The organism is Stenotrophomonas maltophilia R551-3 (genome assembly GCF_000020665.1).
GTDB classification, from domain to species: Bacteria; Pseudomonadota; Gammaproteobacteria; order Xanthomonadales; family Xanthomonadaceae; genus Stenotrophomonas; species Stenotrophomonas maltophilia_L.
The window spans coordinates 3,272,602-3,293,747 of record NC_011071.1 but is presented as its reverse complement, the minus strand read 5'-3'; the positions used below and the strand labels follow the sequence as shown (position 1 = coordinate 3,293,747).

Genomic DNA, 21,146 nt, shown 5'->3' with positions numbered 1-21,146 from the left:
TAAATCTTTTTAAATCAATTCGATGGCGATTGCGGTTGCTTCGCCGCCGCCGATGCACAGGGTGGCAATGCCGCGCTTGCCACCGCGCGTGCGCAGGGCGTTGACCAGGGTCACCACCAGACGTGCGCCGGAGGCACCGATCGGATGGCCCAAAGCGCAGGCACCGCCATTCACGTTGAGCTTGTCGTGCGGGATGCCCAGTTCGCGCATCGGCGCCATTGCGACCACGGCAAAAGCCTCGTTGATTTCGAACAGGTCGACCTGGTCCAGCGACCAGCCGGTCTTGTCCAGCAGCGTGTGCAGCGCGCCGATCGGGGCGGTGGTGAACCACTCCGGTTCCTGCGAATGGGTCGCGTGGCCGACGATGCGCGCCAGCGGGGTGATGCCGCGTGCGGCTGCATCTTCCTCGGTCAGCAGGACCACTGCTGCAGCGCCGTCGGAGATGCTGGAGGAACTGGCGGCGGTCACGCTGCCGTCCTTCTTGAAGGCCGGGCGCAGGGTCGGGATCTTGGCGATGTCCGAGCGGCCCGGCTGCTCGTCGGTGGCGACCTCGACCTCGCCCTTGCGGGTGGCGACCTTCACCGCGACGATTTCATCGGCGAACGCGCCGTTGGCCTGTGCGGCCTGCGCGCGCTTGACCGATTCGATGGCGTAGGCGTCCTGCTCTTCGCGGCTGAACTGATACTTGTCCACGGCGCACTCGGCGAACTCACCCATCGCCTTGCCGTCGTAGGCGTTGACCAGCCCATCGTGGGCCATGTGGTCGACTGCCTGGAAGTTGCCGAAGCGGTTGCCCGTGCGCGAGTTCGGCAGCATGTGCGGCGCATTGGACATCGACTCCATGCCGCCGGCGACCACGATGCGGGCCGAGCCGGCCTTGATCAGGTCATGGCCGAGCATGATGGTCTTCATGCCCGAGCCGCACACCTTGTTGAGGGTGGTAGCACCGACCGACAGCGGGATGCCGGCAGCGATCGCGGCCTGGCGGGCGGGCGCCTGGCCGAGGTTGGCCGGCAGCACGCAGCCCATCAGGACTTCGGAAACGTCGCTGGCCGGGACACCCGATTGTTCCAGGGCGGCGGCGATGGCGGCCGCGCCGAGGGTGGGTGTCGGCACGCCGGTGAACTGGCCGAGGAAGGAGCCGATGGCGGTGCGCTTGGCGGCGGCGATGACGATGTTGGACATGGCAATCTCGTTGATGCGTAAGCAATGTTCGGAAAGGAGACCGGGGGCCGTTGGAAGCGCCGCGGTTTCCCGGCAGACTGCGTGGGGGTCGGCCCAAGTATAGAGGGTCGGGGAGGGCGGCCGCTGGGCGCCGCCGCATGCCTGCCAGGATGAAGGCAGGCCAACGTTCATGGGAAGGAATCGATGGAACGCACGACGATGGTGAGGTCTGTCCTGGCAACTGCGCTGGCGATGGCGCTGACGGCCTGTGGCGGCGGCGGGGGCGGCAGCAACGTGCGCGTCGATCCGCCGCCGACCACGCCCACGCCGCCGACGCCACCCCCACCCACTACGCCACCGCCGGCCAAACCGCAGGAGCCGACGTTTGATGCGCATCTGGCAGTCACCAACGCGCGTGCCGCACAGGCCGCCGGACTGACCGGTCAGGGTGTGCGCATCGGTATCGTTGACTCGGGCGTGCAGCGCACTGCGGTGGCCCTGAATGGACGGGTGCTGGCCAACTTCAACTACATCGATCCGGCCAGGAACAATCTGGGCGTTGACGACGTGGTCGGCCATGGCACCGCGGTGGCCAGCCTGGCCGCCGGCGCAGCGGTGGGCTCCTGGCCGGGCGGCATCGCGCCGGGTGCGCAGATCGTCTCGGCACGGATCATTTCCGACAAGCCGCCGACCGATGACGGCAGTGGCCAGGGCAATGCCTTCAGCGGCCCGCTGGGCGTGGCCCAGGTCCACCAGGACCTGATCAGCTACAACGTGAAGGTGATGAACAACTCATGGGGCGGCCTGTACTGGACCGACCTGCCGACCACCGCGCAGGTCGCTGCCGAGTACCGTCCGTTCGTGATCAACCACGGTGGCCTGGTGGTGTTCGCTGCCGGCAATGATGGCCGCAGCGAACCGAGCAGCCTGGCCGCCCTGCCCAGCCAGAAGGGCGTGGCCGGCTCACTGCCCGCGGCCGATCTGGAGCGCGGCTGGCTGGTGGCGACCGCGGTCGATCCGTACACCCCCAGTGCACTTGCCAGCTACGCCAACGCCTGCGGCCAGGCAGCGCGCTACTGCCTGGCAGCACCGGGCAGCGCGGTCTATCCCGATGCCAATGGCGGCAGCTACTACTGGAACTACGGCACCTCGTTCGCCGCTCCGTTGATCTCCGGCGCCGCCGCGCTGGTCTGGCAGCGCTACCCGTACTTCGACAACAACCTGGTGCGGCAGACCCTGCTGGGCACCGCCAAGGACATCGGCGCGCCCGGCGTGGATGCGGTGTTCGGCTACGGCCTGCTCGACATCGGTCGTGCGATCAAGGGCCCAGGTCGCTTCGACTGGGGTGACGTTGTAGCCAATGTGGATGTTGCCTCGACCGGTTCGCTGTGGAGCAACGATATCGTCGGCAGCGGCGGGCTGGTCAAGCAGGGCGGGGGCACCCTGGTGCTGGCCGGCAACAACAGCTACACCGGTGCCACCCGCATCGAACGCGGCATCCTGTCGCTGCAGAACGGTGGCGTGATCCGTTCCAACGTGACCATCCTCGGCCAGTCCGATCCGGATTCGACCGGCCTGCAGTTCAATGGCGGCACGCCCCGCGTGATCGGCAATGTGATCAATGGCAGCAGCGTGTTCCTGACCACCGGCAACACCACTGGCACCATCGAGGGTGACTATACCCAGCAAGCCGGCGCGCAGCTGATGATCGCACTCGGTGCCAAGGCCCTGCAGGTCACCGGCAATGCGAAGATCGACGGCGGAGTGCGCGTGCACGGCGTTGTCACCGGCTACGTGCCGCAGAACGGTGCCCGCCAGGATCTGATCCATGCGGTGGGCAGCCTGAGCGGCACTTTCAGCACCCCGGCGACATCAAGCGGCCTGGACGGTGTCAGCCTGCTGCAGAGCAGCTATGGCTATGACAGCAACAACGCCTGGTTGAACCTGACACAGGTGAGCGTGAGTGCAGCGGCCACTGGCCTGGGTGTTTCTGCACAGGCTGCGGCGCAGCGCCTGGAAGGGGCGTTCGCTGCACTCGACCGCAATGCTGGCCTGCAGGGATCGGCGTTTGGCACGGCGGCCGGTGCGCTGCAGAGGACCGGCGGCGGCAGCGAAGGTTTGGCCGCCAGCCTGCAGAGCCTGTCCGGGCAAGCGCACGCGAGGGCCGAGTCGGCCACCTTCGACAGCATCGACATGTCGCGGCGCGCGATCGCCGAGCGCTTCGATCGCGTGCAGGCTGCACCGCGGCTGCGCGGCACCTGGCAGAGCGCGCTGGGCGAGGCCGGGCAGGGCAGCTTCGCCGGCAACACCGCCGACAGCCACGGCTGGATGGCGGGCCAGGATCTGCCGCTGGGCAGCAACGGATTGATGGGCGTGGCCTTCGGCGAGACCCGCAGCAACGGTGGCAGCAGCTTCGGTGGTGATCGTGGCCGCGACCGGCAGGCACAGGCGCAGCTGTATGCCGGCTGGAACCTTGGGCGTGGTTATGCACTGGCCCAGTTCGGCAGCGGTCAGTTCACCCGCGCGCTGGACCGCCAGCTGCTGCTGGGCGCTGGCGCGTATGGCGTGTCTGCACGCTACGGTGGCCGTTTCAGCAGTGCCAGCGTCGAAGGCGGTTATCGCTTCGGTCGCGCAGGGGCATCGTTGACGCCGTATCTGGGGGCCAGCAGCACCCGCGTCGATACCGATGCGTTCAACGAATTGGGCGGGTTCGGCTTCGGCCTGCGCGGTGATGCCAACCGTGTGCAACGCAGTCAGGTGCTGGCCGGCCTGCGTGGTGAACGTGGGTGGGGACGCTGGACCGTGCGTGGTCATGCCGAATGGCAACAGCGCTTGGATGCACGCGACGCGGACTGGCAGGCCAGTTTCGTCGGCGTCGATGCCTGGGCGCCGCTGGCCGGCTGGGATGCGCCACGCGGCAGTGCGCTGTTCGGTGTGGCGCTGGAATCGTGGTGGGGCCGCAATGGCCGTCTGAGCCTGGGCTTCGACCAGCGCATCGGTGGCGAAGGCGCGCGGCAGGCAGCATTGCGCTACAGCACCGGCTTCTGAAGGACGGGTCGCGCCGGGTCAAGCCCGGCGCGACCACGGCAGGCTCAGCCGCCGCGCAGGTTGCCCAGACGCGGGGTGCTGCGGCCCAGCGGCATCTTCAGCTTGCCGATCGACAGGATGCGGCTCTCGGCGATGCGGTCGGCCGCCCGCTGCGGCGCGATGTTCTCGCGCTGCGACAGTTCGAAGATGCGGGTGAGGTTGTGGTAGATGCTGCGGATCAGGCGCATGGCGCGTTCGCGGTTGTAGCCATCGATCTCCAGCGACACGTTCATCACGCCACCGGCGTTGACCGCATAGTCCGGCGCATACAGGATGCCGCGCGCATGCAGCTCGTCGCCGATCTCCAGGCTCGACAGCTGGTTGTTGGCGGTGCCACAGATGATCTTCGCCTTGATCCGCGGCAGGGTGTCGGCATTGATGGCGCCTTCCAGGGCGCACGGTGCGAACACATCGGCGTTCACCTCGTGGATCTCGTCCGGCTTGACTGCTTCGGCGCCGAAATCGCTGACCGCGCGATCAACCAGCGCGCTGTCCAGATCGGTGACATACAGCTTGGCACCGCGATCGCGCAGCAGCTTCACCAGTTCCATGCCGATGTGGCCCAGGCCCTGCACCGCGATGCTGGTCTTGCCCACTTCCTCATGGCCGAACTTGAAGCGCATCGCCGCCATCAGCGCCTGCAGCGCACCGTAGGCGGTGAAGGGCGCCGGATCGCCGGAGCCGCCATGGACCTGGTGCACGCCGGTCACGAACTGGCTCTCCAGGTAGATGTTCTCCATGTCGTTGACGTCGGTGCCGACGTCCTCGGCAGTGATGTAGCGCCCACCGAGCGAATCGACATAGCGGCCGAAGGCACGGAACAGAACTTCTGTCTTGTCCACCTTCGGGTCGCCGATGATCACGGCCTTGCCGCCACCCACGTTGAGGCCGGCCAGCGCATTCTTGTAGGTCATCGTCCGGCTCAGCCGCAGCACGTCAGCCAGTGCCTCGTCGGTGCTGGCGTAGGGACGCATGCGCACGCCGCCCAGGGCCGGGCCCAGGGTGGTGTTGTGGATGGCGATGATCGCCTGCAGGCCGGCGTCGTGGTTGTGGCAGAACACCACCTGTTCGTGGCCGGTGGTGGCGAGGGTTTCGAATAGCATGGCGTCTCCGATGGCGCGAACAGCGGCGAACTGCAGCGAACGGCCAGTGAACGGTAGGGTCCCAAAACAAAAAAAGCGACGTCGTCGGTGCAGGGGGACGGGTCGCGCGGCGCCATTCTAGTCCATTCCCCCGGCCGGTGCCGTCGACATCGGTAGCCTTCCGGTTAAAGAAGATGAAAGTGCGGCCGATGCTGCGACGACGGCGGGTCGCCGGATTCGTGTGAAGAGGCAGGGCAGTCAGTGACGGCACGGGCACCACAACGACAGGGCGGGCGGCGATGACGCCGGCCTGGTGGCGATCGCTGCGCGGCTGGCTGGCGCGCTCGACCGGGGCTGCGCCGTCCCGCCTTGCAGCGGCATCGCGACAGGCCGTGGCGGCTGCAGCGGCCAGCCTGCAGGGTGAAGCCCTGCCATCGGCGGAGATCGCGGCACATCTGCAGCGCGGCCTGCACGCGCTGGCGCTGTACCCGCGGCTGGCCGGTGAGCCGGCGCCGGTGCAGGATCCGGCGTTGGGGGAAGCGGTGGCACGCGCGCTGCAGGACCGCGACTGGGCCACCCGGCAGCTTCCACGCCGTCCGCAGCTGCTGCCGCAATTGATCCAGACCGTGAACGACGATGCCGCCTCGGCACGGGTAATGGCCGCGATCATCGGCCAGGACCCGGTGCTGACCGGCAATTTGCTGCGCATCGCCAACAGCCCGGCCTACAAAGTGCACGAGCGACCGGTGGAAAGCCTGCAGCGGGCGGTGACCCTGGTCGGTACCGAAGGCGTGCGGCAGATCATCAGTGCGGTGCTGGTACAGCCGGTGATGCAGATGCAGTGCGATGCGTTCCCGCAGTTCAGCACGATCATCTGGGAGCACGCGCTGCTGGCTTCGCGCGCGGCTGCCGACCACGCGCGCACGGTCACCTTCGGTGATGCCTTCGCTGCACAGTGGCTGGGCCTGGTGCAGGGGCTGGGCGCGGCGCTGGTGATGCGCCAGCTGCTGCAGGAAGCGCAGGCGCGTGGCGAAAGCGTGGAACCGGCGCTGGCATTGCAACTGCTGCAGCAGTGGTCGCTGCCGTTGGCACAGCGCGTGGCAGCAGCATGGGAACTGCCCGAGCCGGTACACCAGGCGCTGGCGCCCGAGGCAGATGGCCCGCTGGCCGACAGCCTGCGCCTGGCCAGCGCGGCGGCTGCGGCCAGCCTGTTGTGCCGCCATGGCCATGCCAGCCAGGGGCGCATGCTGGCCCTGCTTGAACAACTGCCGTCGGCGCCGCCGCATGCGCTGCGCTGGATCTGGCGGCGCCTGCATGGGCGCAGCGTGGAAACGCGGGATGACGCCGCACAGGACGAGGCCGGAACGGCACCTTGAGCGCTACAGCTGCGATTCCACCGGCAGCCAGCTGATCACCCGCGCGGTCCAGCGCTTGCCGAGGCTGGCACCGGGCTCGGCTTCCACCCAGTGCGGCGGCGGCTGCCGTTGCAGCCAGCGCAGGTCATTATCGCGCCCCAGCGCCAGCCACCAGCTGTGCTCTGGGCCGGCCAGGCGCAGGTATTCATCGCGCAGCTGCGCCCCCAGCGCCGGATCATCGAACAGCACGCCCATTTCGGTATTGAGATAGGCCGAGCGCGGGTCGAGGTTGAACGAGCCGACGAAGCCCCGGCGGTCATCGACCACGAACGCCTTGGTGTGCAGGCTGGCGCCGCTGCTGCCGAACAGGCTGGCATCCAGCTGGCCGTGTGCCTTCAGCTCGTACAGCTGCACGCCGGCCTTCAGCAACGGCACGCGATAGCCCATGTAGCCGCCGTGTACCGCCGCCACGTCGTTGGCGGCCAGTGAGTTGGTGACCACGCCGACCTGCGCGCCGCGCGCGGCCATTGCCGCCAATCCCTCCACGCCTTCCACGCCAGGCACGAAATACGGCGAGATCAGCAAGGCACTGCGGCGAGTGCTGCGCAGCTCGTCACTGAGCGTGCTGACCAGCCAGGCATGGCGATCATCGTCGCGGTGCTTCATCGGCGGATCGGAAGCGATGCGTACGTTCGCGCTCCAGTGCAGTGGCTCAGGGCTGGGCCGCTGCAGGCGGCGGGAGTCGGCCACGCGCTGCAGATAGGGTTGCGCCTTGGCATGCATCGCATCCAGGTCCGACTGCCGTACCAGCTGCCGCAGCTGTTCATCGTTGTATGACGCCAGCGCGGAAATCGGGATGGCCGCGCTGCTGTTCCAGTAGTCGTCGAAGATCTGGTTGGCCTGCTGCACGGCCGGCCCCGCTACCACCAGGTCCAGGTCCTGGAAGTTCACGTCGTCGCGCGCGCTGAAATATTCCTCGCCGATGTTGCGACCACCGACGATCGCGATGCGGCCATCGGCGATCCAGCTCTTGTTGTGCATGCGGTGGTTCACGCTGAAGGCGCGTTGCACCAGCTCCAGCATGCGTGCGATGCCCGTGCGGTTGCGGAACGGGTTGTAAAGGCGAAGCTCGATGTTCGGGTGTGCATCGAGCGCCATCATCAACGCGTCTTTGTCCTTGGCGTTCATGTCGTCAAGCAGGATGCGCACGCGCACGCCGCGCTCGGCGGCGTCGTACAGCGCCTTGGCCATCAGATGGCCGATCAGGTCGTCGTGCCAGATGTAGTACTGCAGGTCGAGGCTGCGTCCCGCATGCGAGGTGATCATCGCGCGCGCTGCGAAGGCGTCCATGCCATCGCTGAGGAAGACCACGCCGGATTGCCCGGGATGGGCTGCCTGCAGCGGCACGATCTGCTGGTCGATACGGGTCTGCGCCGGCTGCAGTGGCAGCACCTGCGAGGGCGCGCCACGCGCCTGCGGGGTGAGGTGGTCGGCCAGCAGCAGGCCGGACAGGACCAGCAGCAACAGGATGGCGATGATGATCGCAGTGACGCGCAGCAGGCGTCGCCACAGGGGCTTGGGCGGGCTCATGCCCCGATGGTAGAGCCACGCCATGCGTGGATGAAAGCCAACAGACCTGTCGCCGTAGATCCACGCCATGCGTGGATGGGGTCAGGGCCCTTTCCCGCGGAAAGGGATTCGACCCCGAGGGTTGAAGGGTCAGACCCCTTGTCGCAGGGAAGGGCTCTGACCCTGGACGGGGTCAGAACCGCTCGTCGCTGCCCAGGTAGCGCCACTGCCCCGGCGGCAGCGGCCCCAGCGCCACGCGGCCGATGCGCAGGCGGCGCACTGCGGCAACCTGCAGCCCCGCGGCGCCGACCGCCACGCGCAGTCCCTTGGCGGTCAGGCCTTTGCCAGCGAAGCGCAGGCGCTGCTCGCTCTGCCAGCTGACCTTGGCTCCGCCGGATTCGTGCTGCAGCCGCGCCATCAACCAGGGACCGCGTTCGGGTCCGCCTTCAGCCACTTCGATCAGGTACTCCTGCTCGGTGCGGCCGAGATTACGCTGCAGGTGGGCGAGCGTCGCCGGGTCCTGGCTGACCACCACCAGGCCGCTGTCGCTGGCCGGAAGCGCGGCAGCCAGCTGCAGTCCATGGAAATGGCGCTGCAACGGGCGGGTGCCGCTGGCATCAAGTTCGCTGCGGCTGTCGCTGCTGATCAAGGCACACAGCGCTTCGGCCGCGACGCCAGCGGGCTTGTGCAGCAGCATGGTGACCCGCTCGGCCTTGTCATCGCTGGCCTGTTCGGCCACCACGATCACCGCACTCTCGTCGACCGGGCGTTGCGGCTGCTCGACCACCTCGCCATTGACGCTGACCCAGCCGCCTTCGATGTAGCGCCGGGCTTCACCGCGCGGGATGCCGAGCAGGGCGGACAGGCGTTTGTCGAGACGGGTCGGTTCCATGGCGGAAAGGTCAGGCAGGGGGCGCGCAGTGTAGCCGCAACGCCGGTTCAGCGCTGGCCACGGTTGGCCAGCTCGGTTAGGTACAGGCGGGTATCGAACTCCAGCTGCAGGTAGTCCGGCTCCATGTGCTGGCACAGCTGGTAGAAGGCCTTGTTGTGGTCGGCCTCCTTCAGGTGCGCCAGCTCGTGCACCACGATCATGCGCAGGAATGCGGCCGGCGCCTGCCGGAACACGGTGGCGATGCGGATCTCGCGGCTGGCCTTGAGGCGGCCACCATGCACGCGGGAAATGGCGGTGTGGGTGCCCAGTGCGTGCTTGATGACTTCCAGCGTATTGTCGTAGCAGACCTTGTTGAGCGGCACCGATTTGCGCAGGTAGCGGTCCTTCATGTCCTGCGTGTAGTCGTACAGCTGGCGGTCGCTGCGCACTTCATGCGGGTCGGGGTAGCGCTGCTGCAGCCAGGGGCCGAGCTTGCCCTGCGCCAGCAGTTCGCTGACCTGGGCGACCAGGGGTTCGGGGTAGCCGGTGAGGTACTTCAGGACTGCCATGCAGGGGCGGCGGGGCGTCGGTAGAATGGGGCCTCCAGATTACACGCGGTACGCATCGACCATGGCAAAGCCCAACGCGCTGCAGGAACAATTGCTCAAGGCCGGCCTGGCCAAGAAGTCGCAGGCCAGCGCTGCCGCCAGCGCGCAGGCAAAGGCCCGCCAGGGCAAGGCCGAATCGACCTCGGCCGAGGTCCAGCGTGAGGCTGAACGTACCCGCGCGGAGAAGATCGAGCGCGACCGCGCGCTGGCGGCCGAGCGCAACGCCCAGGCCAAGCAGGCTGAACAGAAGGCCCAGGCCAAGCAGATCATCAGCGCCCATGCCGTGCCCCACAAGGGCGACGACGAGTACCGTTTCAGCGATGGCGCGGCGATCCGCACCCTGCTGATCGACCCCAAGCTGCGCAAGGCGCTGTCGGTGGGCGTGCTGGTCATCGTCGCCCACGGCGAGAGCTACGCGTTGCTGCCGCGCGCTGCCGCCGAAAAGGTGCGTGAACGCGCCCCGGAAGCGATCATCGTCGACCACGGCCAGCCAGGCTCGATCGCCGAGATCTCCACCGGCAACGCCGAAGACGACGCCTACTACGCCCAGTTCCAGGTGCCGGACGACCTGGTCTGGTAAGCAAAAAAGGGGACGGAGGGGATTAAGCCGCAATCGGCCTGATCCGGCCCGTCTGCCTTCTGCTCAGCTTGCTGAAGGCCCGCCGGTCATTGCCCGGCGCTACCGTTCACTCTGCGGTGTATCGTCCCCATATCAGGCGACACACCTGCGGAGGATGGCCATGGCCACCGGTTGGGCGGGAGACGGCGCGGTCCAGGACCAGATCGACGCCACCGTCGACGATGCGATCGCCCGCGCGCGGCGCCAGCTGCGCGAGGGTCCTGGTCTGGAACATTGTGAGGAATGCGACGCGCCGATCCCGTTGGCGCGGCGTCAGGCCGTGCCGGGTGCGCGGCTGTGCGTGGCGTGCCAGCAGGTGCATGACGACGAAGAGCAGGCGCATGCCGGCTACAACCGCCGTGGCAGCAAGGACAGCCAGTTGAGGTAAAGGTTGTTCGGCAGGGCTTGCGGCCCTGCACCTGCCGAAGCAACGTCAACTTCAACGTCAAAAGCGGGCATTACGTGGGATGGCGGGGCGGTGTCGGAGTGCGGGGACGCCGTGAACCCGTCCTGAAGTGACCCCCGGGAATTGGACACCAGATCCAACCCCGAGGGATACATGAACAGATACGACGCGCGTTTCAAACTGCAGGTCGCCAAAGAGGCCTGCAAGACCTCCACATCGGTCAAAGCCATTGCCCGTCGCCACGGCCTGGAGTTCTCCACGGTCAGGCGCTGGGTGGCGACCTATCGGCTGCATGGTTGGCGAGGATTTCATCGCCAGGCCCGGTTCTATGACCTCCCGTTCAAGCTGGCTGTCCTGGAGAAAATGAGCCAGGACGGCATGTCCGGGCGGGAGGCCACCACCTACTTTCAAATTGGCGATGCCGGCGCGGTGGGGCGATGGCGGCGCCTGTATGCTCAAGGCGGTGCCCAAGCGTTGGCACCCCCTCCGCCGCCGCCCCGAAAGCCGATGAAAAAGACCCGTTCGTCCAAGCCACCTGAAGATATGAGCCGCGATGAGCTGCTCAAGGAAGTCGCCTATCTGCGTGCGGAGACCGACTACCTAAAAAAACTCGATGCCTTGATCCGGGAAGAGCAGGCGGCGCAGGACGCAAAGCGCAAGCCGTCCAAGGATTGAGGCAGGTTCATACGCTGTCGCTTCTGCTCGAAGCAGCTGAGCTGTCACGCAGTACGTTCTATTACCAGAACCATGTCCTGGCCCATCCGGATCAGGACGAGGCACAGCTGTGCGAGCGCATCCGTGCAATCTACGATCAAAGCCAAGGGCGCTATGGCTATCGCACGGTGACGCTGGAATTAGCCAATCAGGGCCATCGGACCAATCACAAGCGGGTTCAGCGCCTGATGGGGGAGATGGGGCTGAAATCGCGGGTGCGTGTGAAGCGCTACCAGGCCTTCAAGGGGGCGGCCAACGTTGTGGTTGGCAATGACCTCAATCGCCAGTTCCATGCCGAGCGCCCCAACCAGAAATGGGTGACTGACGTGACCGAGTTCAAGGTGCAGGGCATGAAGCTGTACCTGTCGCCGATCATGGACCTCTACAACGGCGAAATCGTGGCTTATCAGATCAAGCGTCGGCCCGTATTTGATCTGGTGGGCCAAATGCTGGAGGAGGCCATCAAGAAGCTTCCCCCGGATGAGCGCCCCATGATCCACTCCGACCAGGGCTGGCAGTACCAGCATGAAAACTACCGGCACATGCTGGAAAAGCACTCGTTGAAACAAAGCATGTCCCGGCGCGGCAACTGCCTGGACAATGCGGCGATGGAGAGCTTCTTTGGGACGCTGAAGTCGGAATTCTTCTACCTGAACAGCTTTGACAGCATCGAGAGTCTGGAAGCTGGGCTGGTGGAATACATCCAGTACTACAACGAAGAGCGCATCAAACTGAAACTGAAAGGTCTCAGCCCGATAAAGTACCGGGAGCAGGCCCAATCGGCCGCCTGACCCCGTCCAAGTCTCGGGGGTCACTTCATCCATGGGGGCTTGGCCGCGGCATCCATGCCGCGGACACCCCGCACTCCGACACCGCCCCGCCTCTGACAGATTCCCGCGATCTGGTAGATCCACGCCATGCATGGATGAAATCTGTCAGATATCGATAGTCAAATTGGAATCAGAGCCCGTTGCGTAGCAACGGGATCCGACCCCGTGCCGTTCCGGCAGATCGCGGAAATCTGTCGAAGGCGGGGTGGGTCCGGTGGCGGGAGTGTCCGCGGCATGGATGCCGCGGCCAAGCCCCCATGGACGGGTTTACGGCGTCTCCCGCCACCGGACTCACCCCGCCATCCCACAGGAAGCCAGCTTTTGGCGTTGCTTCGGCTGTTGCTGGTGCTGTTGCTCCAGCTCGTAGCGGGTGCAGGGCGCAGCCCTGCCGAAAACCACCCTCAGCCGTCGCCCTGGATGCCGCCAGGGGCCTGCGCCGGGTCACGCCAGCGGCGCACCGTGCGCTGGAAGAACAGGTTGTTCGGCAGCTGCAGCACCGTGCCCTCGTGGCCGTCGCCGGTTTCCTGCAGCGTGGTGTAGATCAGGTTCACGTCGATCACCCGGCCCTTCAGGCCCGGCTTCTCACCGTTCTCCAGTACTTCGATGTAATCGTGCAGGCGGAACGGGCGGGTGGTGAAGATCAGCAGCGTGCAGAAAATGTTGGACAGCACGCTCCAGGCCGCGAAGAAGGCCACCGCGCCCACGGCGGCGAAACCGGTGAACGCAGTCCACAGCACCGAAGGTGACGCGCCCAGCAGGCTGAGGATGTAAAGCAGCGCGCTGAAATAGACCACGAAGCTGCTGATCCGGCGCCCGCCCATCGCCATCTCCGGCGGCAGTGTGTAGTGCTCGGCGAAGCGGCGGATCAGGCGCCGTGCCAGCACCCTGACCAGCCAGGCGGCGAGCAGGGTCAGCAGGATCTTCACGGCGATACCCACGTCATGCAGCCACGGGTGGGTCCAGGGCGGCAGGTGATCCTTCAGCGACAACATCATGGGACGAAAACAGGTGGCGGTAACAACCCCTGATGTTACCCGGCGCGTGCCGGCGATTCGACCGTGGGTGTCCAGGCCAGGCAGACCAGTTCCTGGCGATGCTGCTGCAGGCAGGCGCGGCCGTTGTCGGGACGCAGCTGCAGTGACAGGCCCAGTGCCTGCAGCACGACGCAGGCGGCGATCACCAGCAGGGCGGCGCAGGATGGGCTGGACATGGCAGGGCTCCCGGACGGCATTTTCATGAAAGACCTACCATGGATGCAGCAGCCGCCGAAAAGGTTGCATCACGTTGGCGGTCGACCGCCTTAAACCTTTTGCAGGGTCGCCGCATCCAAGCGATATGCTCGACACCACCATGCCCGCGCCGCCTGCCGCCAACGACGCCGTCGACGAACCCGCTCTGGTGCGGGCGGCGGCCGCTGGCGACACCGCTGCCTATGAACTGCTGTACCGGCGCCATGCACCGCGCGTGTTCGCCGTGTTGTGGCGGCTGTGCGGCGGCCAGCAGGCACGTGCAGAAGACGCATTGCAGGAAGCGTTCCTGCAGGCGTGGAAGGCGCTGCCGGGGTTCCGTTTCGAGAGCAGCCTGTCGACCTGGCTGCATCGCCTGGGCGTCAACGCCGCGCTGATGGAACTGCGTGGGCGTGCTGCCGGGCAGGATCACGACAGCCTCGACGAAGTGGACGGAGGGTTGCAGGAACTGGCAGTGCACGACCGCTGCGCCGGCACCGAACGCGATCTCGAACGGGCGCTGTCGACGCTGCCACCACGGGCACGTGCAGTACTGGTACTGCACGACATCGAAGGCTGGAAACACCAGGAAATCGCCGAGCAGTTGCAGATGGCCGTCGGCAGTTCCAAGGCACAGTTGCATCGTGCGCGCGGCTTGTTGCGCGCACGGCTGGGAGACATGACATGAGTACACACGACCACGATTCCGACCACGATCTGCTGGCACGCCTGCGCGCGCTGCCGGCCGAACGCAGCGTACCCACCGATGGCTGGGCACGCCTGTCGGCGCAGCTGCCGCCGCGCGAAGCGCCCGCGGACTCCGCGCCGGCGGACAACGTGGTGGCCCTGCCGCTGCGCCCACGTCGCCGCTGGTGGTTGCCGGTGGGTGCTGCGCTGGCCGCCAGTCTTGCGCTGTACGCGGTGGCGCCGTGGCGGCATGCACCACCGGATGCACTGCCGTTGTCTCCGCTGCAGTTGCAGGCGGCGGCAATGACCGAGCAGTACCGGCAGGCCGTAGCCTCGTTGCCCGATGGGCGTGCGGCGGAGTGGCAGCCGGCACTGCTCGAACTTGATGAAAGTGCGGCTCAGATCCGTGCGGCGATGGCGCAGGATCCGCGCGCCCCGCACCTGCTTGGCCAGCTGAAGCGGACCTATTCGCTGCGGCTGGAATTGACCCGGCAGGCGGCACAAGCCGCCGCTGCTGGCCTGACGACCTGAAGGAGAACCCCCATGATCCGACCCTTGATTTCCTGCTGCGTGGCCCTGTTGCTGGTGCCGGCCGTGGCGCTGGCCGATACCCAGATCAATGAGCGCCACAATGTGGCCTCCGGCGGCCGCATCGAGCTGAGCAACGTGGCTGGCAAGGTGACCGTGCGCGGCTGGGACCGCAACGATGTACAGCTGACCGGCACGCTCAGCGATGGCCTGCAGCTGCGGCAGGAGAAGAGTGCCAACCGCGTGCGCTGGGAGATCGAGTATCCGAACCGCAACAACAATGGCGGCGCCACGCTGGTATTGAACGTGCCTCGTGCGGTCGAACTGCGGTTGAGCACCATCAGTGCCAACCAGGACATCAGCGGCATCGATGTGCGCCGCCTGCAGGCCGACTCGGTCAGCGGCAACCTCGTCGCCTCCGGCCGCAGTGGTGACAGCAAGCTCAACACGGTCAGCGGCGATGTCACTGCGCGCCTGCAGACGCCCCAGCTGGACGTGAACACGGTCAGTGGCCGCATCGAGGCGGGCGGGGGAGTGTCAGGTGATATCGGTGCGCAGACCGTATCGGGCCGGGTCGATGTCGATGCTGGACGCATCCAGCGGCTGGCGGTGGAGACGGTATCCGGTGGCATTGACCTGGCGGCGACCGGACTGGCACCGGGTGGCCGCATCAATGTCGAGTCGGTGAGTGCATCGGTCAACCTGCGCTTGCCGCGCACTGTGTCGGCACAGCTGTCGGTGAACAGCTTCAGTGGTTCGATCAACAGTGACGCCGGTAACGTCGAGCGGCCGCGTTATGGGCCGGGCAGCCGACTGGACACACGACTGGGCGGCGGTGACGGTGACATCCGCATCGAATCGCATTCGGGCAGCGTACGGGTACGCCTGGACCGCTGAGCGCGGTCCGGCAGGCCGCGGCGGCAGCGCCGCCGCGGTCGGGGGAGGGTCAGCTGGCTTTCTTCAGCGCCCAGGTGGTACCGAGAACTTCGATCTTGCCACCGCTCTTGCGGAACGCGGCCAGGTCCGAAGCGATCGAGTCGCTGCTGACCACGGTGCTGGCGGATGCGCCCTTGCGTTCACTGCGGATGCTGTTGCTGGCCTTCGCGGGGGTCTTTGCCTTGCGGGGCATGGTGGCTCCTGTCAGGTGGAAGGGGAGGAAAGCGCGCAGGACTCGGCCTGGCGCAGGTAGTCCTGCCGCTCGCGGCGGCAGTCGTCGCCGCCCATCGAGAACTGGCGGCAGATCGCCGGGCGCTGCGAATAGATCGTGCAGCGCAGGTGATACGGATCGATTGCCGCACACCAGCCTTCCTCGTTGCGCGCCATCACGGCACGGCCGTGGGTGTCGCGCGACAGGAACTGGCCGGGCACGTGGTCGCCGGGCTGCAGCAGGACCGGCAACCGGCAACAGACCGCGTCACAACGGCGGCAGTCGATGGGTGCTGGTTCAGCGTCAGGTTGTACGGCCACAGGGGCCTGGCGGGTGCCCAAAGCGGGTCTCGATGGCGGCTCGGGTAGTACGCGGACCATGATCGAGCCAGAGGGCATGGTCGCCAGACCCGCTGGGCGGGCCAAGCTGCACCATGGGTACACACACCGGCGAGGCCAGTGGACGGTGCAGCGGTTTTCTAGCCGGCCAAGGTTAGCGCAGACCGCGTAACGTTTTGTTAATCCCGGCTGGCTGCCGCCAGCGCCAGGCCCTGGACCACGCCCAGCGAGGGCTCGCCATGGACCATGTCGGCACCCGGGAAGGCCTCGGCCACTGCCTTGCGGAGGTAGCCGGCGCGGGACATGCCGCCGGTCAGGAACACCGCATCCGGGTCGCCGCCAATGTCATTGCGGACCTGGGCCAGCAGTTCCCGGATCTGCTCCAGGTAGCCATGCGCGGCGGCGGCCAGGCCATCGGCGCTGCTGTCGGCATGCAGGTCGCGGGCGATGTAATCCAGCGTGCTGCGGTGTTCACTGGCGGCGCTGAGGGCGATCTTGGCGCGTTCGACATCGCGGTACAGGCGCGCGGTGTTGCCGGTGTCCTGCAGGGCCTGCAGGCGTGCACCCCAGGGGGCGTCAACGTGGTCGTAGCTGTGCTGGCGGAAATCGCGCTGCCGGGTCATGTCCTGCACGGTGGCCGCCTCCACGTAGTGGTGGGTGGGCACGCGGGTGATGCCGCGGCCGAACAGCGGCATGTAGCTGGACAGGCTCAGCGCCAGGTCGATGTCGGTACCGCCGCGGGCGATACCCCAGGCGCGGTGGATGCGCGGTGCGTCGTCGCCGCCGACTTCGGCATGTGCAATGTCAGTGGTACCGCCGCCGATGTCGACGATCACGGCCTGATGCCGCTCGCGGCTTTCGGCGTGGTAATGCATGGCCGCTGCGGCGGGTTCTTCAAGGAAATCGATCTGGTCGAAGCCGGCCTGGGCGGCGGCTTCGCGCAGGATGTCCAGCGCCTGGTCGTTGCCTGCAGCGCCGATCGAGCTGCGGAACTGCACCGGGCGGCCGAGCAGGGCGGCACGCAGCGGACGGCCGAGCTGGGCGCCGGCGGTCAGGCGGATGTGTTCGAGGATATGCGCGGCGATGCCGGTGATGGTCTGCCTGGCGCGCGGGTGCAGGTTGTAGCCCAGCATCGACTTCGGGCTCTGCACCAGGTTGCCCTCGTGTTCTTCGAAGTACGCTTCCAGTGCCTCATCGCCGTAGACCGCGTTCTGCAGCAGGTCGCTGGCACTGCGTTCCTGGCCGGCACGGGCTTCCATCCACTCGCGGCGCAACGCGCGCAGGGCTTCCCGGCGCAGCGCCTGCGGCGTGCGTTCCTGGCCGGCGGCGCGGGCCGCGCGCGCGGCGCTGTCGATCATCTGCTGCAGCTGGTGTTCCTGGCCGTCGTCGAGCTGGAAGTCGTCCGGGTCGGGGACCACGCCGGGGAAGTACACGCTGGTGCGGAACTGCTCGGCGTCACCGAAGCGGATCGGCAGCAGTTTCCCTTCATGCACGATGGCGGCGGCGGAGTTGCTGGTACCGAAGTCGATGCCGAGGCGCATGGGGAGTTCCGGGGACGATCAGGGGCCGCGCACTCTGCTGCAGTTCGCGGCCGACTGCAAGTTCCTGCGTCTTCCCCGGCCGGACAGGGCCGGGGCGCCCCCACGCATCACCTGTGGAAATGGGGAAAAAGGCCGGGCGGTTACAATGGCGGCTGTTGATTCATTTCGAGGTACTTGCCGATGTCTTCTGTTCCCGCCTGCCCGCAGTGCACCCTGGAAAACACCTATGCCGATGGCGCGCTGTGGATCTGCGCCGACTGTGGCTTCGAGTGGACCGCCGATGAAGGTTCCGGTTCGACCCTGGTCGTGCGTGACAGCAACGGCAACACCCTGCAGGCCGGCGACACCGTCACCGTGATCAAGGACCTGAAGGTGAAGGGCTCTTCGATCCCGCTCAAGCAGGGCACCGTGATCCGCAACATCCGCCTGGTCGAGGACGATGCCGAGCACATCGAAGGCAACTCGGACAAGATCAAGGGCCTGGTGCTGAAGACCTGCTTCCTCAAGAAGGCCTGACCGGCGTTCAGCGCCGGGCCTGCTGCTGCGCGCGCCAACGGGCCAGGCTGTCCAGCTTGGCCTGGTAACGCGCCTGTTCCGGCGCACCGCCCAGCAGTTGTGCGCGGGTCAGTTCACGGTCGGCGCGCTTGAGCTGGCCGGTCAGGAAGTACGCCCGCGCCAGCCCGAAGTGGAACTGGTGCGCGGTGTCGTACAGGCGTACTGCCTGCCGGTAATAGCGGATCGCCTCCTCCAGCTTTCCGGCGCGCTCGGCTTGCGTGCCCAGCATGTACTGCGCGAAGGGGTCCTCGCGTTGCACCGACTTCAGCCGTCGTTCCAACGCCTCGGCCTGCGCGACCAGCCCCAGCCTGCGGTACAGCGCACTGGCGTTGTTCAGTGCGGCGTCCTGGCGGCCGTCCAGTTGCAGGGCCTTGTCCAGCGCCCGCTTCGCGGCGTCGATATCACCCTCGCGGTTGTCCAGTACGCCGAGATTGTTCCAGACCGAAGGAAACGCGCGGTCCTGTGCCACCGAGGCGTCAAAGAAGGCTCGCGCCCCGGCGAGATCACCTTCGGCCATCTGCTCTGCGCCCCGGTTGTTGTAGAAGTGCGCCAATGCACGCGCTTTGCTGACCGGCTGCGGACCGTGCCGGTCGTAAAGCACATTGCGGTCCAGGTCGACCGTGCCGTAGCGCCCGGACATCTCGACACCTGCATTGACATGACCAACGCTGTAGACCACGCCGTTTTCCTGGTCCTGGTACCACGACACCACCTGGCCGACCTCCTGCACACGTGCCTGGATGCCCGCCTCGCGTGCCAGCGCAACGAACATCAGGGTGAAGGCCAGGCAGTTGGCACGGCGCTGCTGCCAGACTTCATCCACGGTGTAGGTCGCGTTGGCGTCGTACTGCAGGTCCAGGCCCTGGCGGTCGAAGATCATCTCCACCAGCGCCTGCAGGCGTTGCTCGCGCGAAGAACTGCGATCGATCACCTGCTTCTGCAGCATCGCGCGCATTGCCGGGGGAATCGCGAAGACCTGATCGGGCGAGGGAATGCTGGTGCTGGAAGCGATGCGGGGGCTGCCCGGTGCGTCGGTTCCGGCCTGACCTTGGGCAAGGGCAGGTGCTGATACGGAAACGGCCAGGACCAGTGCGAGAAGGCGGGCGGCAGGACGGTACATGACGACTCCCGGCAGCGGCGGGCGCTCCCGCCTGAGGCGAGTGTAGGCCTGCGACGGGGGCGTCGGCGTCACCGTTGGTCGGCAGCGCCATCCATCCACAAGCGGTGTGGACCAGCGCTCAACAAAGCTGTGGACAACCGCCTCCAGGCCGCGCCCGGCCAGCGTCGTGAGCGTGTGGTGAAAAAACCGCCAGCTTGCCCGGCGTCGGTCCAGGCATGATGATCCGGGCATGGACTTCTCTCCGCTGACGCTTGCACCGGCGCAGTGGCAGGCGCTGCAGGACAGCTATGCAACGCCGCCACGGGCCTACCACCACTTCGGCCATGTGCGCGCGGTGCTGCAGCACTGCCAGGAGGTAGCCGAGGGCCCGGGCTGGCAGCAACCGGCCGAGGTCTATCTGGCCGTGCTCTACCACGATGCGGTCTACCAGGCCGGGCGCAAGGACAACGAGGCACGTTCGGCACAGCTGGCGGTGCAGGCCATCGCGCAGGCGCCGGAACTGGCCGATGTCGATGCCGCCCGGGTGGAGCAGCTGATCCTGCTGACCGCACGCCATGGCGCGCTGGGGCCGGACGATGTCGACGCCGAGGCGGCCTTGTTCCTGGACTGCGACATGGCGATCCTGGCCGCGCCGGAACCGGTGTTCACGGCCTACGACCGCGGTGTGGCCGAGGAGTACAAGGGCGTGGTGCCGGGCTTCCTGTATCGTGCCGGCCGGCGTCGATTCCTGCAGGGCCTGCTGCGCGCGCCGCGGATCTTCCTCAGCGAATTCTTCCACCAGCGCCTGGACGCCGCGGCTCGCGAAAACCTGCGCCGCCAGTTGGGCGCCTGAGCCGGCCCGTTACACTGGGGCCTGTTTCCACCGATTGCCGTTTGCCACCGTGTCCGTCCCTGATCCCGATCCCCGCCCCGTGCCGCCGGAAGAGCCCGGTCCCAACGAATGCTGTGGCAGTGGCTGCCCGCTGTGCGTACTCGACCTGTATGCCGACGAGCTGCAGCGCTATCGCAAGGCGCTGGCCGAATGGAAGACGCGGCATCCGGAGGCAACGCCATGAGCCGCATGCGGCCTGCGGCGCTGCTGGCGATGGTGGCATTGCTGCTGTTCGTGGCCACAGCGTTGTGGACCCAGTTCGCACGCACCGACCTGGACTGGGTGCGGGCAACGCTCAGCCTCTACCTGCACGGACCGTGGGGGCTGCTGCTGCGGAGTGCGTACTGCCTGCTGGCGTTGGCGATCGCCGTGCTGGGCATCGCGCTGTATCGCGGCAGCGTCGGCCCACGACGCAGTTCGGCGGCGCCGTTGTTGTTCACGGTGTCGGCGCTGGGCCTGGCCACGGTCGCCATCGGCGACAGCTGGTTGCCCGAGGCAACACCGCTGCTGGCACCGTTCATCCATGGGCTGGCGGCCAACACCGCGTTCCTGTGTGCCAGCGTCGGCATGCTGCTGCAGGCCTGGTACCTGCGCCGCGAACCGGGCTGGAAGACCGCTGCCGGCCTGCTCTGGGGCTGGGCGTGGCTGGCTTTCGTGCTGCTGTGGCTGCATGTGCTGTGGCGCGCCGGGCCGCCGCGCGGGCTGGGGCAGAAGGTGGTGATCGCGGTGATCGTGGGCTGGCTGCTGTACCTGGCCCTGGCGCTGTACCGCCGCAGCCGCCAGGCCGCAGCCGACTGAATCCCCAACGGACTGCGCCGGTACATGCCG

General features: G+C 67.0%; 23 protein-coding genes. 12 read left to right on the top strand and 11 right to left on the bottom strand.

From position 1 onward, the window contains the following. Positions 1-9: 9 nt before the first annotated feature. Positions 10-1,185 (bottom strand): thiolase family protein, encoded by a 1,176-nt coding sequence (locus SMAL_RS15035; RefSeq protein WP_012511797.1) that lies wholly within the window; start codon positions 1,183-1,185, stop codon positions 10-12. 183 nt (positions 1,186-1,368) lie between these two features. Here SMAL_RS15035 and SMAL_RS15030 point away from each other — a divergent pair, with 183 nt between their 5' ends. Then, positions 1,369-4,212 (top strand): autotransporter serine protease, encoded by a 2,844-nt coding sequence (locus SMAL_RS15030; RefSeq protein ID WP_012511796.1) that lies wholly within the window; start codon positions 1,369-1,371, stop codon positions 4,210-4,212. Between the two features lie 44 nt (positions 4,213-4,256). On the opposite strand, the gene SMAL_RS15025 is transcribed toward SMAL_RS15030, so the two are convergent. Further along, a complete protein-coding gene (locus tag SMAL_RS15025) occupies positions 4,257-5,354 on the bottom strand; it encodes a Glu/Leu/Phe/Val dehydrogenase dimerization domain-containing protein (RefSeq protein ID WP_004153019.1) in 1,098 nt (365 codons plus the stop codon). A 278-nt stretch (positions 5,355-5,632) separates the two neighbouring features. On the opposite strand from SMAL_RS15025, the gene SMAL_RS15020 reads away from it, so the two are divergent. Then, a complete protein-coding gene (locus SMAL_RS15020; RefSeq protein ID WP_004153018.1) occupies positions 5,633-6,709 on the top strand; it encodes an HDOD domain-containing protein in 1,077 nt (358 codons plus the stop codon). Between the two features lie 3 nt (positions 6,710-6,712). Here the strand turns inward: SMAL_RS15020 and SMAL_RS15015 are convergent, their stop codons facing one another. The 3 genes from SMAL_RS15015 to SMAL_RS15005 all read right to left on the bottom strand — a co-directional run bounded on the left by SMAL_RS15015 (position 6,713) and on the right by SMAL_RS15005 (position 9,697). Beyond that, entirely contained in the window at positions 6,713-8,302 is a 1,590-nt protein-coding gene (locus SMAL_RS15015) for a phospholipase D family protein (protein ID WP_012511795.1), read from the bottom strand. Positions 8,303-8,450: 148 nt separating this feature from the next. After that, positions 8,451-9,149 carry an RNA pseudouridine synthase gene (locus SMAL_RS15010; protein WP_012511794.1) on the bottom strand — a complete coding sequence of 233 codons (699 nt, stop codon included), beginning with the start codon at positions 9,147-9,149 and terminating at the stop codon, positions 8,451-8,453. 47 nt (positions 9,150-9,196) lie between these two features. Further along, the gene (locus tag SMAL_RS15005) at positions 9,197-9,697 is read right to left on the bottom strand and encodes a M48 family metallopeptidase (protein WP_012511793.1); all 501 of its coding nucleotides are present in this window, start codon (positions 9,695-9,697) and stop codon (positions 9,197-9,199) included. Positions 9,698-9,758: 61 nt separating this feature from the next. On the opposite strand from SMAL_RS15005, the gene SMAL_RS15000 reads away from it, so the two are divergent. The 3 genes from SMAL_RS15000 (at position 9,759) to SMAL_RS20885 (ending at position 12,266) form a co-directional block, all read left to right on the top strand. Further along, positions 9,759-10,316, top strand: a complete 558-nt coding sequence (locus SMAL_RS15000; protein WP_012511792.1) for a DUF2058 domain-containing protein — start codon at positions 9,759-9,761, stop codon at positions 10,314-10,316. 160 nt (positions 10,317-10,476) lie between these two features. After that, positions 10,477-10,743, top strand: coding sequence for a DksA/TraR family C4-type zinc finger protein (locus tag SMAL_RS14995; protein WP_012511791.1), 267 nt, complete (start codon positions 10,477-10,479; stop codon positions 10,741-10,743). Between the two features lie 171 nt (positions 10,744-10,914). Then, positions 10,915-12,266, top strand: a protein-coding gene (locus SMAL_RS20885; protein ID WP_087943697.1) for an IS3-like element ISStma2 family transposase whose coding sequence is annotated in 2 segments (ribosomal slippage) — positions 10,915-11,362 and positions 11,362-12,266 — 1,353 coding nt in all. Because the reading frame shifts where the segments join, the coding sequence is not laid out codon by codon here. A gap of 440 nt (positions 12,267-12,706) precedes the next feature. Here the strand turns inward: SMAL_RS20885 and SMAL_RS14980 are convergent. After that, positions 12,707-13,300, bottom strand: coding sequence for a mechanosensitive ion channel family protein (locus SMAL_RS14980; protein ID WP_006382705.1), 594 nt, complete (start codon positions 13,298-13,300; stop codon positions 12,707-12,709). A gap of 35 nt (positions 13,301-13,335) precedes the next feature. Beyond that, positions 13,336-13,515, bottom strand: a complete 180-nt coding sequence (locus tag SMAL_RS14975; protein ID WP_006382703.1) for a hypothetical protein — start codon at positions 13,513-13,515, stop codon at positions 13,336-13,338. A gap of 125 nt (positions 13,516-13,640) precedes the next feature. Between SMAL_RS14975 and SMAL_RS14970 the strand changes: the two genes are divergently transcribed. From SMAL_RS14970 to SMAL_RS14960, 3 genes are read left to right on the top strand one after another with little or no spacing between them, the layout of a single operon-like run. Next, positions 13,641-14,219 carry an RNA polymerase sigma factor gene (locus tag SMAL_RS14970; protein WP_012511790.1) on the top strand — a complete coding sequence of 193 codons (579 nt, stop codon included), beginning with the start codon at positions 13,641-13,643 and terminating at the stop codon, positions 14,217-14,219. Beyond that, positions 14,216-14,749: a hypothetical protein gene (locus SMAL_RS14965; protein WP_006382650.1), complete on the top strand. Its 534-nt coding sequence runs from the start codon at positions 14,216-14,218 to the stop codon at positions 14,747-14,749. Before SMAL_RS14970 ends, SMAL_RS14965 begins: the two co-directional genes overlap by 4 nt. 12 nt (positions 14,750-14,761) lie before the next feature. Beyond that, on the top strand, positions 14,762-15,643 hold the full coding sequence (locus SMAL_RS14960) for a DUF4097 family beta strand repeat-containing protein (protein WP_012511789.1): 882 nt from the start codon (positions 14,762-14,764) through the stop codon (positions 15,641-15,643). Between the two features lie 49 nt (positions 15,644-15,692). Here SMAL_RS14960 and SMAL_RS14955 read toward each other — a convergent pair whose 3' ends face one another. From SMAL_RS14955 to SMAL_RS14945, 3 genes are all read right to left on the bottom strand, one after another. After that, a complete protein-coding gene (locus SMAL_RS14955) occupies positions 15,693-15,875 on the bottom strand; it encodes a hypothetical protein (RefSeq protein WP_012511788.1) in 183 nt (60 codons plus the stop codon). 11 nt (positions 15,876-15,886) lie between these two features. Next, on the bottom strand, positions 15,887-16,180 hold the full coding sequence (locus SMAL_RS14950; RefSeq protein ID WP_050559906.1) for a YkgJ family cysteine cluster protein: 294 nt from the start codon (positions 16,178-16,180) through the stop codon (positions 15,887-15,889). Between the two features lie 230 nt (positions 16,181-16,410). Then, complete coding sequence (locus SMAL_RS14945; protein ID WP_006382573.1) at positions 16,411-17,772, bottom strand: Hsp70 family protein; 1,362 nt, start codon at positions 17,770-17,772, stop codon at positions 16,411-16,413. A 180-nt stretch (positions 17,773-17,952) separates the two neighbouring features. Here SMAL_RS14945 and SMAL_RS14940 point away from each other — a divergent pair, with 180 nt between their 5' ends. Continuing rightward, complete coding sequence (locus tag SMAL_RS14940; RefSeq protein ID WP_006382572.1) at positions 17,953-18,288, top strand: zinc ribbon domain-containing protein YjdM; 336 nt, start codon at positions 17,953-17,955, stop codon at positions 18,286-18,288. Between the two features lie 7 nt (positions 18,289-18,295). Here the strand turns inward: SMAL_RS14940 and SMAL_RS14935 are convergent, their stop codons facing one another. Continuing rightward, a complete protein-coding gene (locus SMAL_RS14935) occupies positions 18,296-19,447 on the bottom strand; it encodes a transglutaminase-like domain-containing protein (RefSeq protein WP_012511787.1) in 1,152 nt (383 codons plus the stop codon). 229 nt (positions 19,448-19,676) lie between these two features. Here SMAL_RS14935 and SMAL_RS14930 point away from each other — a divergent pair, with 229 nt between their 5' ends. Genes SMAL_RS14930 through SMAL_RS14920 form a run of 3 tightly spaced genes read left to right on the top strand, consistent with a single transcriptional unit; the run spans position 19,677 to position 21,116 of the window. Continuing rightward, on the top strand, positions 19,677-20,279 hold the full coding sequence (locus SMAL_RS14930) for an HD domain-containing protein (protein WP_012511786.1): 603 nt from the start codon (positions 19,677-19,679) through the stop codon (positions 20,277-20,279). A 49-nt stretch (positions 20,280-20,328) separates the two neighbouring features. Next, positions 20,329-20,502 carry an oxidoreductase-like domain-containing protein gene (locus SMAL_RS14925; RefSeq protein ID WP_032971996.1) on the top strand — a complete coding sequence of 58 codons (174 nt, stop codon included), beginning with the start codon at positions 20,329-20,331 and terminating at the stop codon, positions 20,500-20,502. Continuing rightward, positions 20,499-21,116: a DUF998 domain-containing protein gene (locus tag SMAL_RS14920; RefSeq protein WP_006382569.1), complete on the top strand. Its 618-nt coding sequence runs from the start codon at positions 20,499-20,501 to the stop codon at positions 21,114-21,116. The genes SMAL_RS14925 and SMAL_RS14920 overlap by 4 nt, the downstream gene beginning before the upstream one ends. The last annotated feature ends 30 nt before the right edge of the window (positions 21,117-21,146 follow it).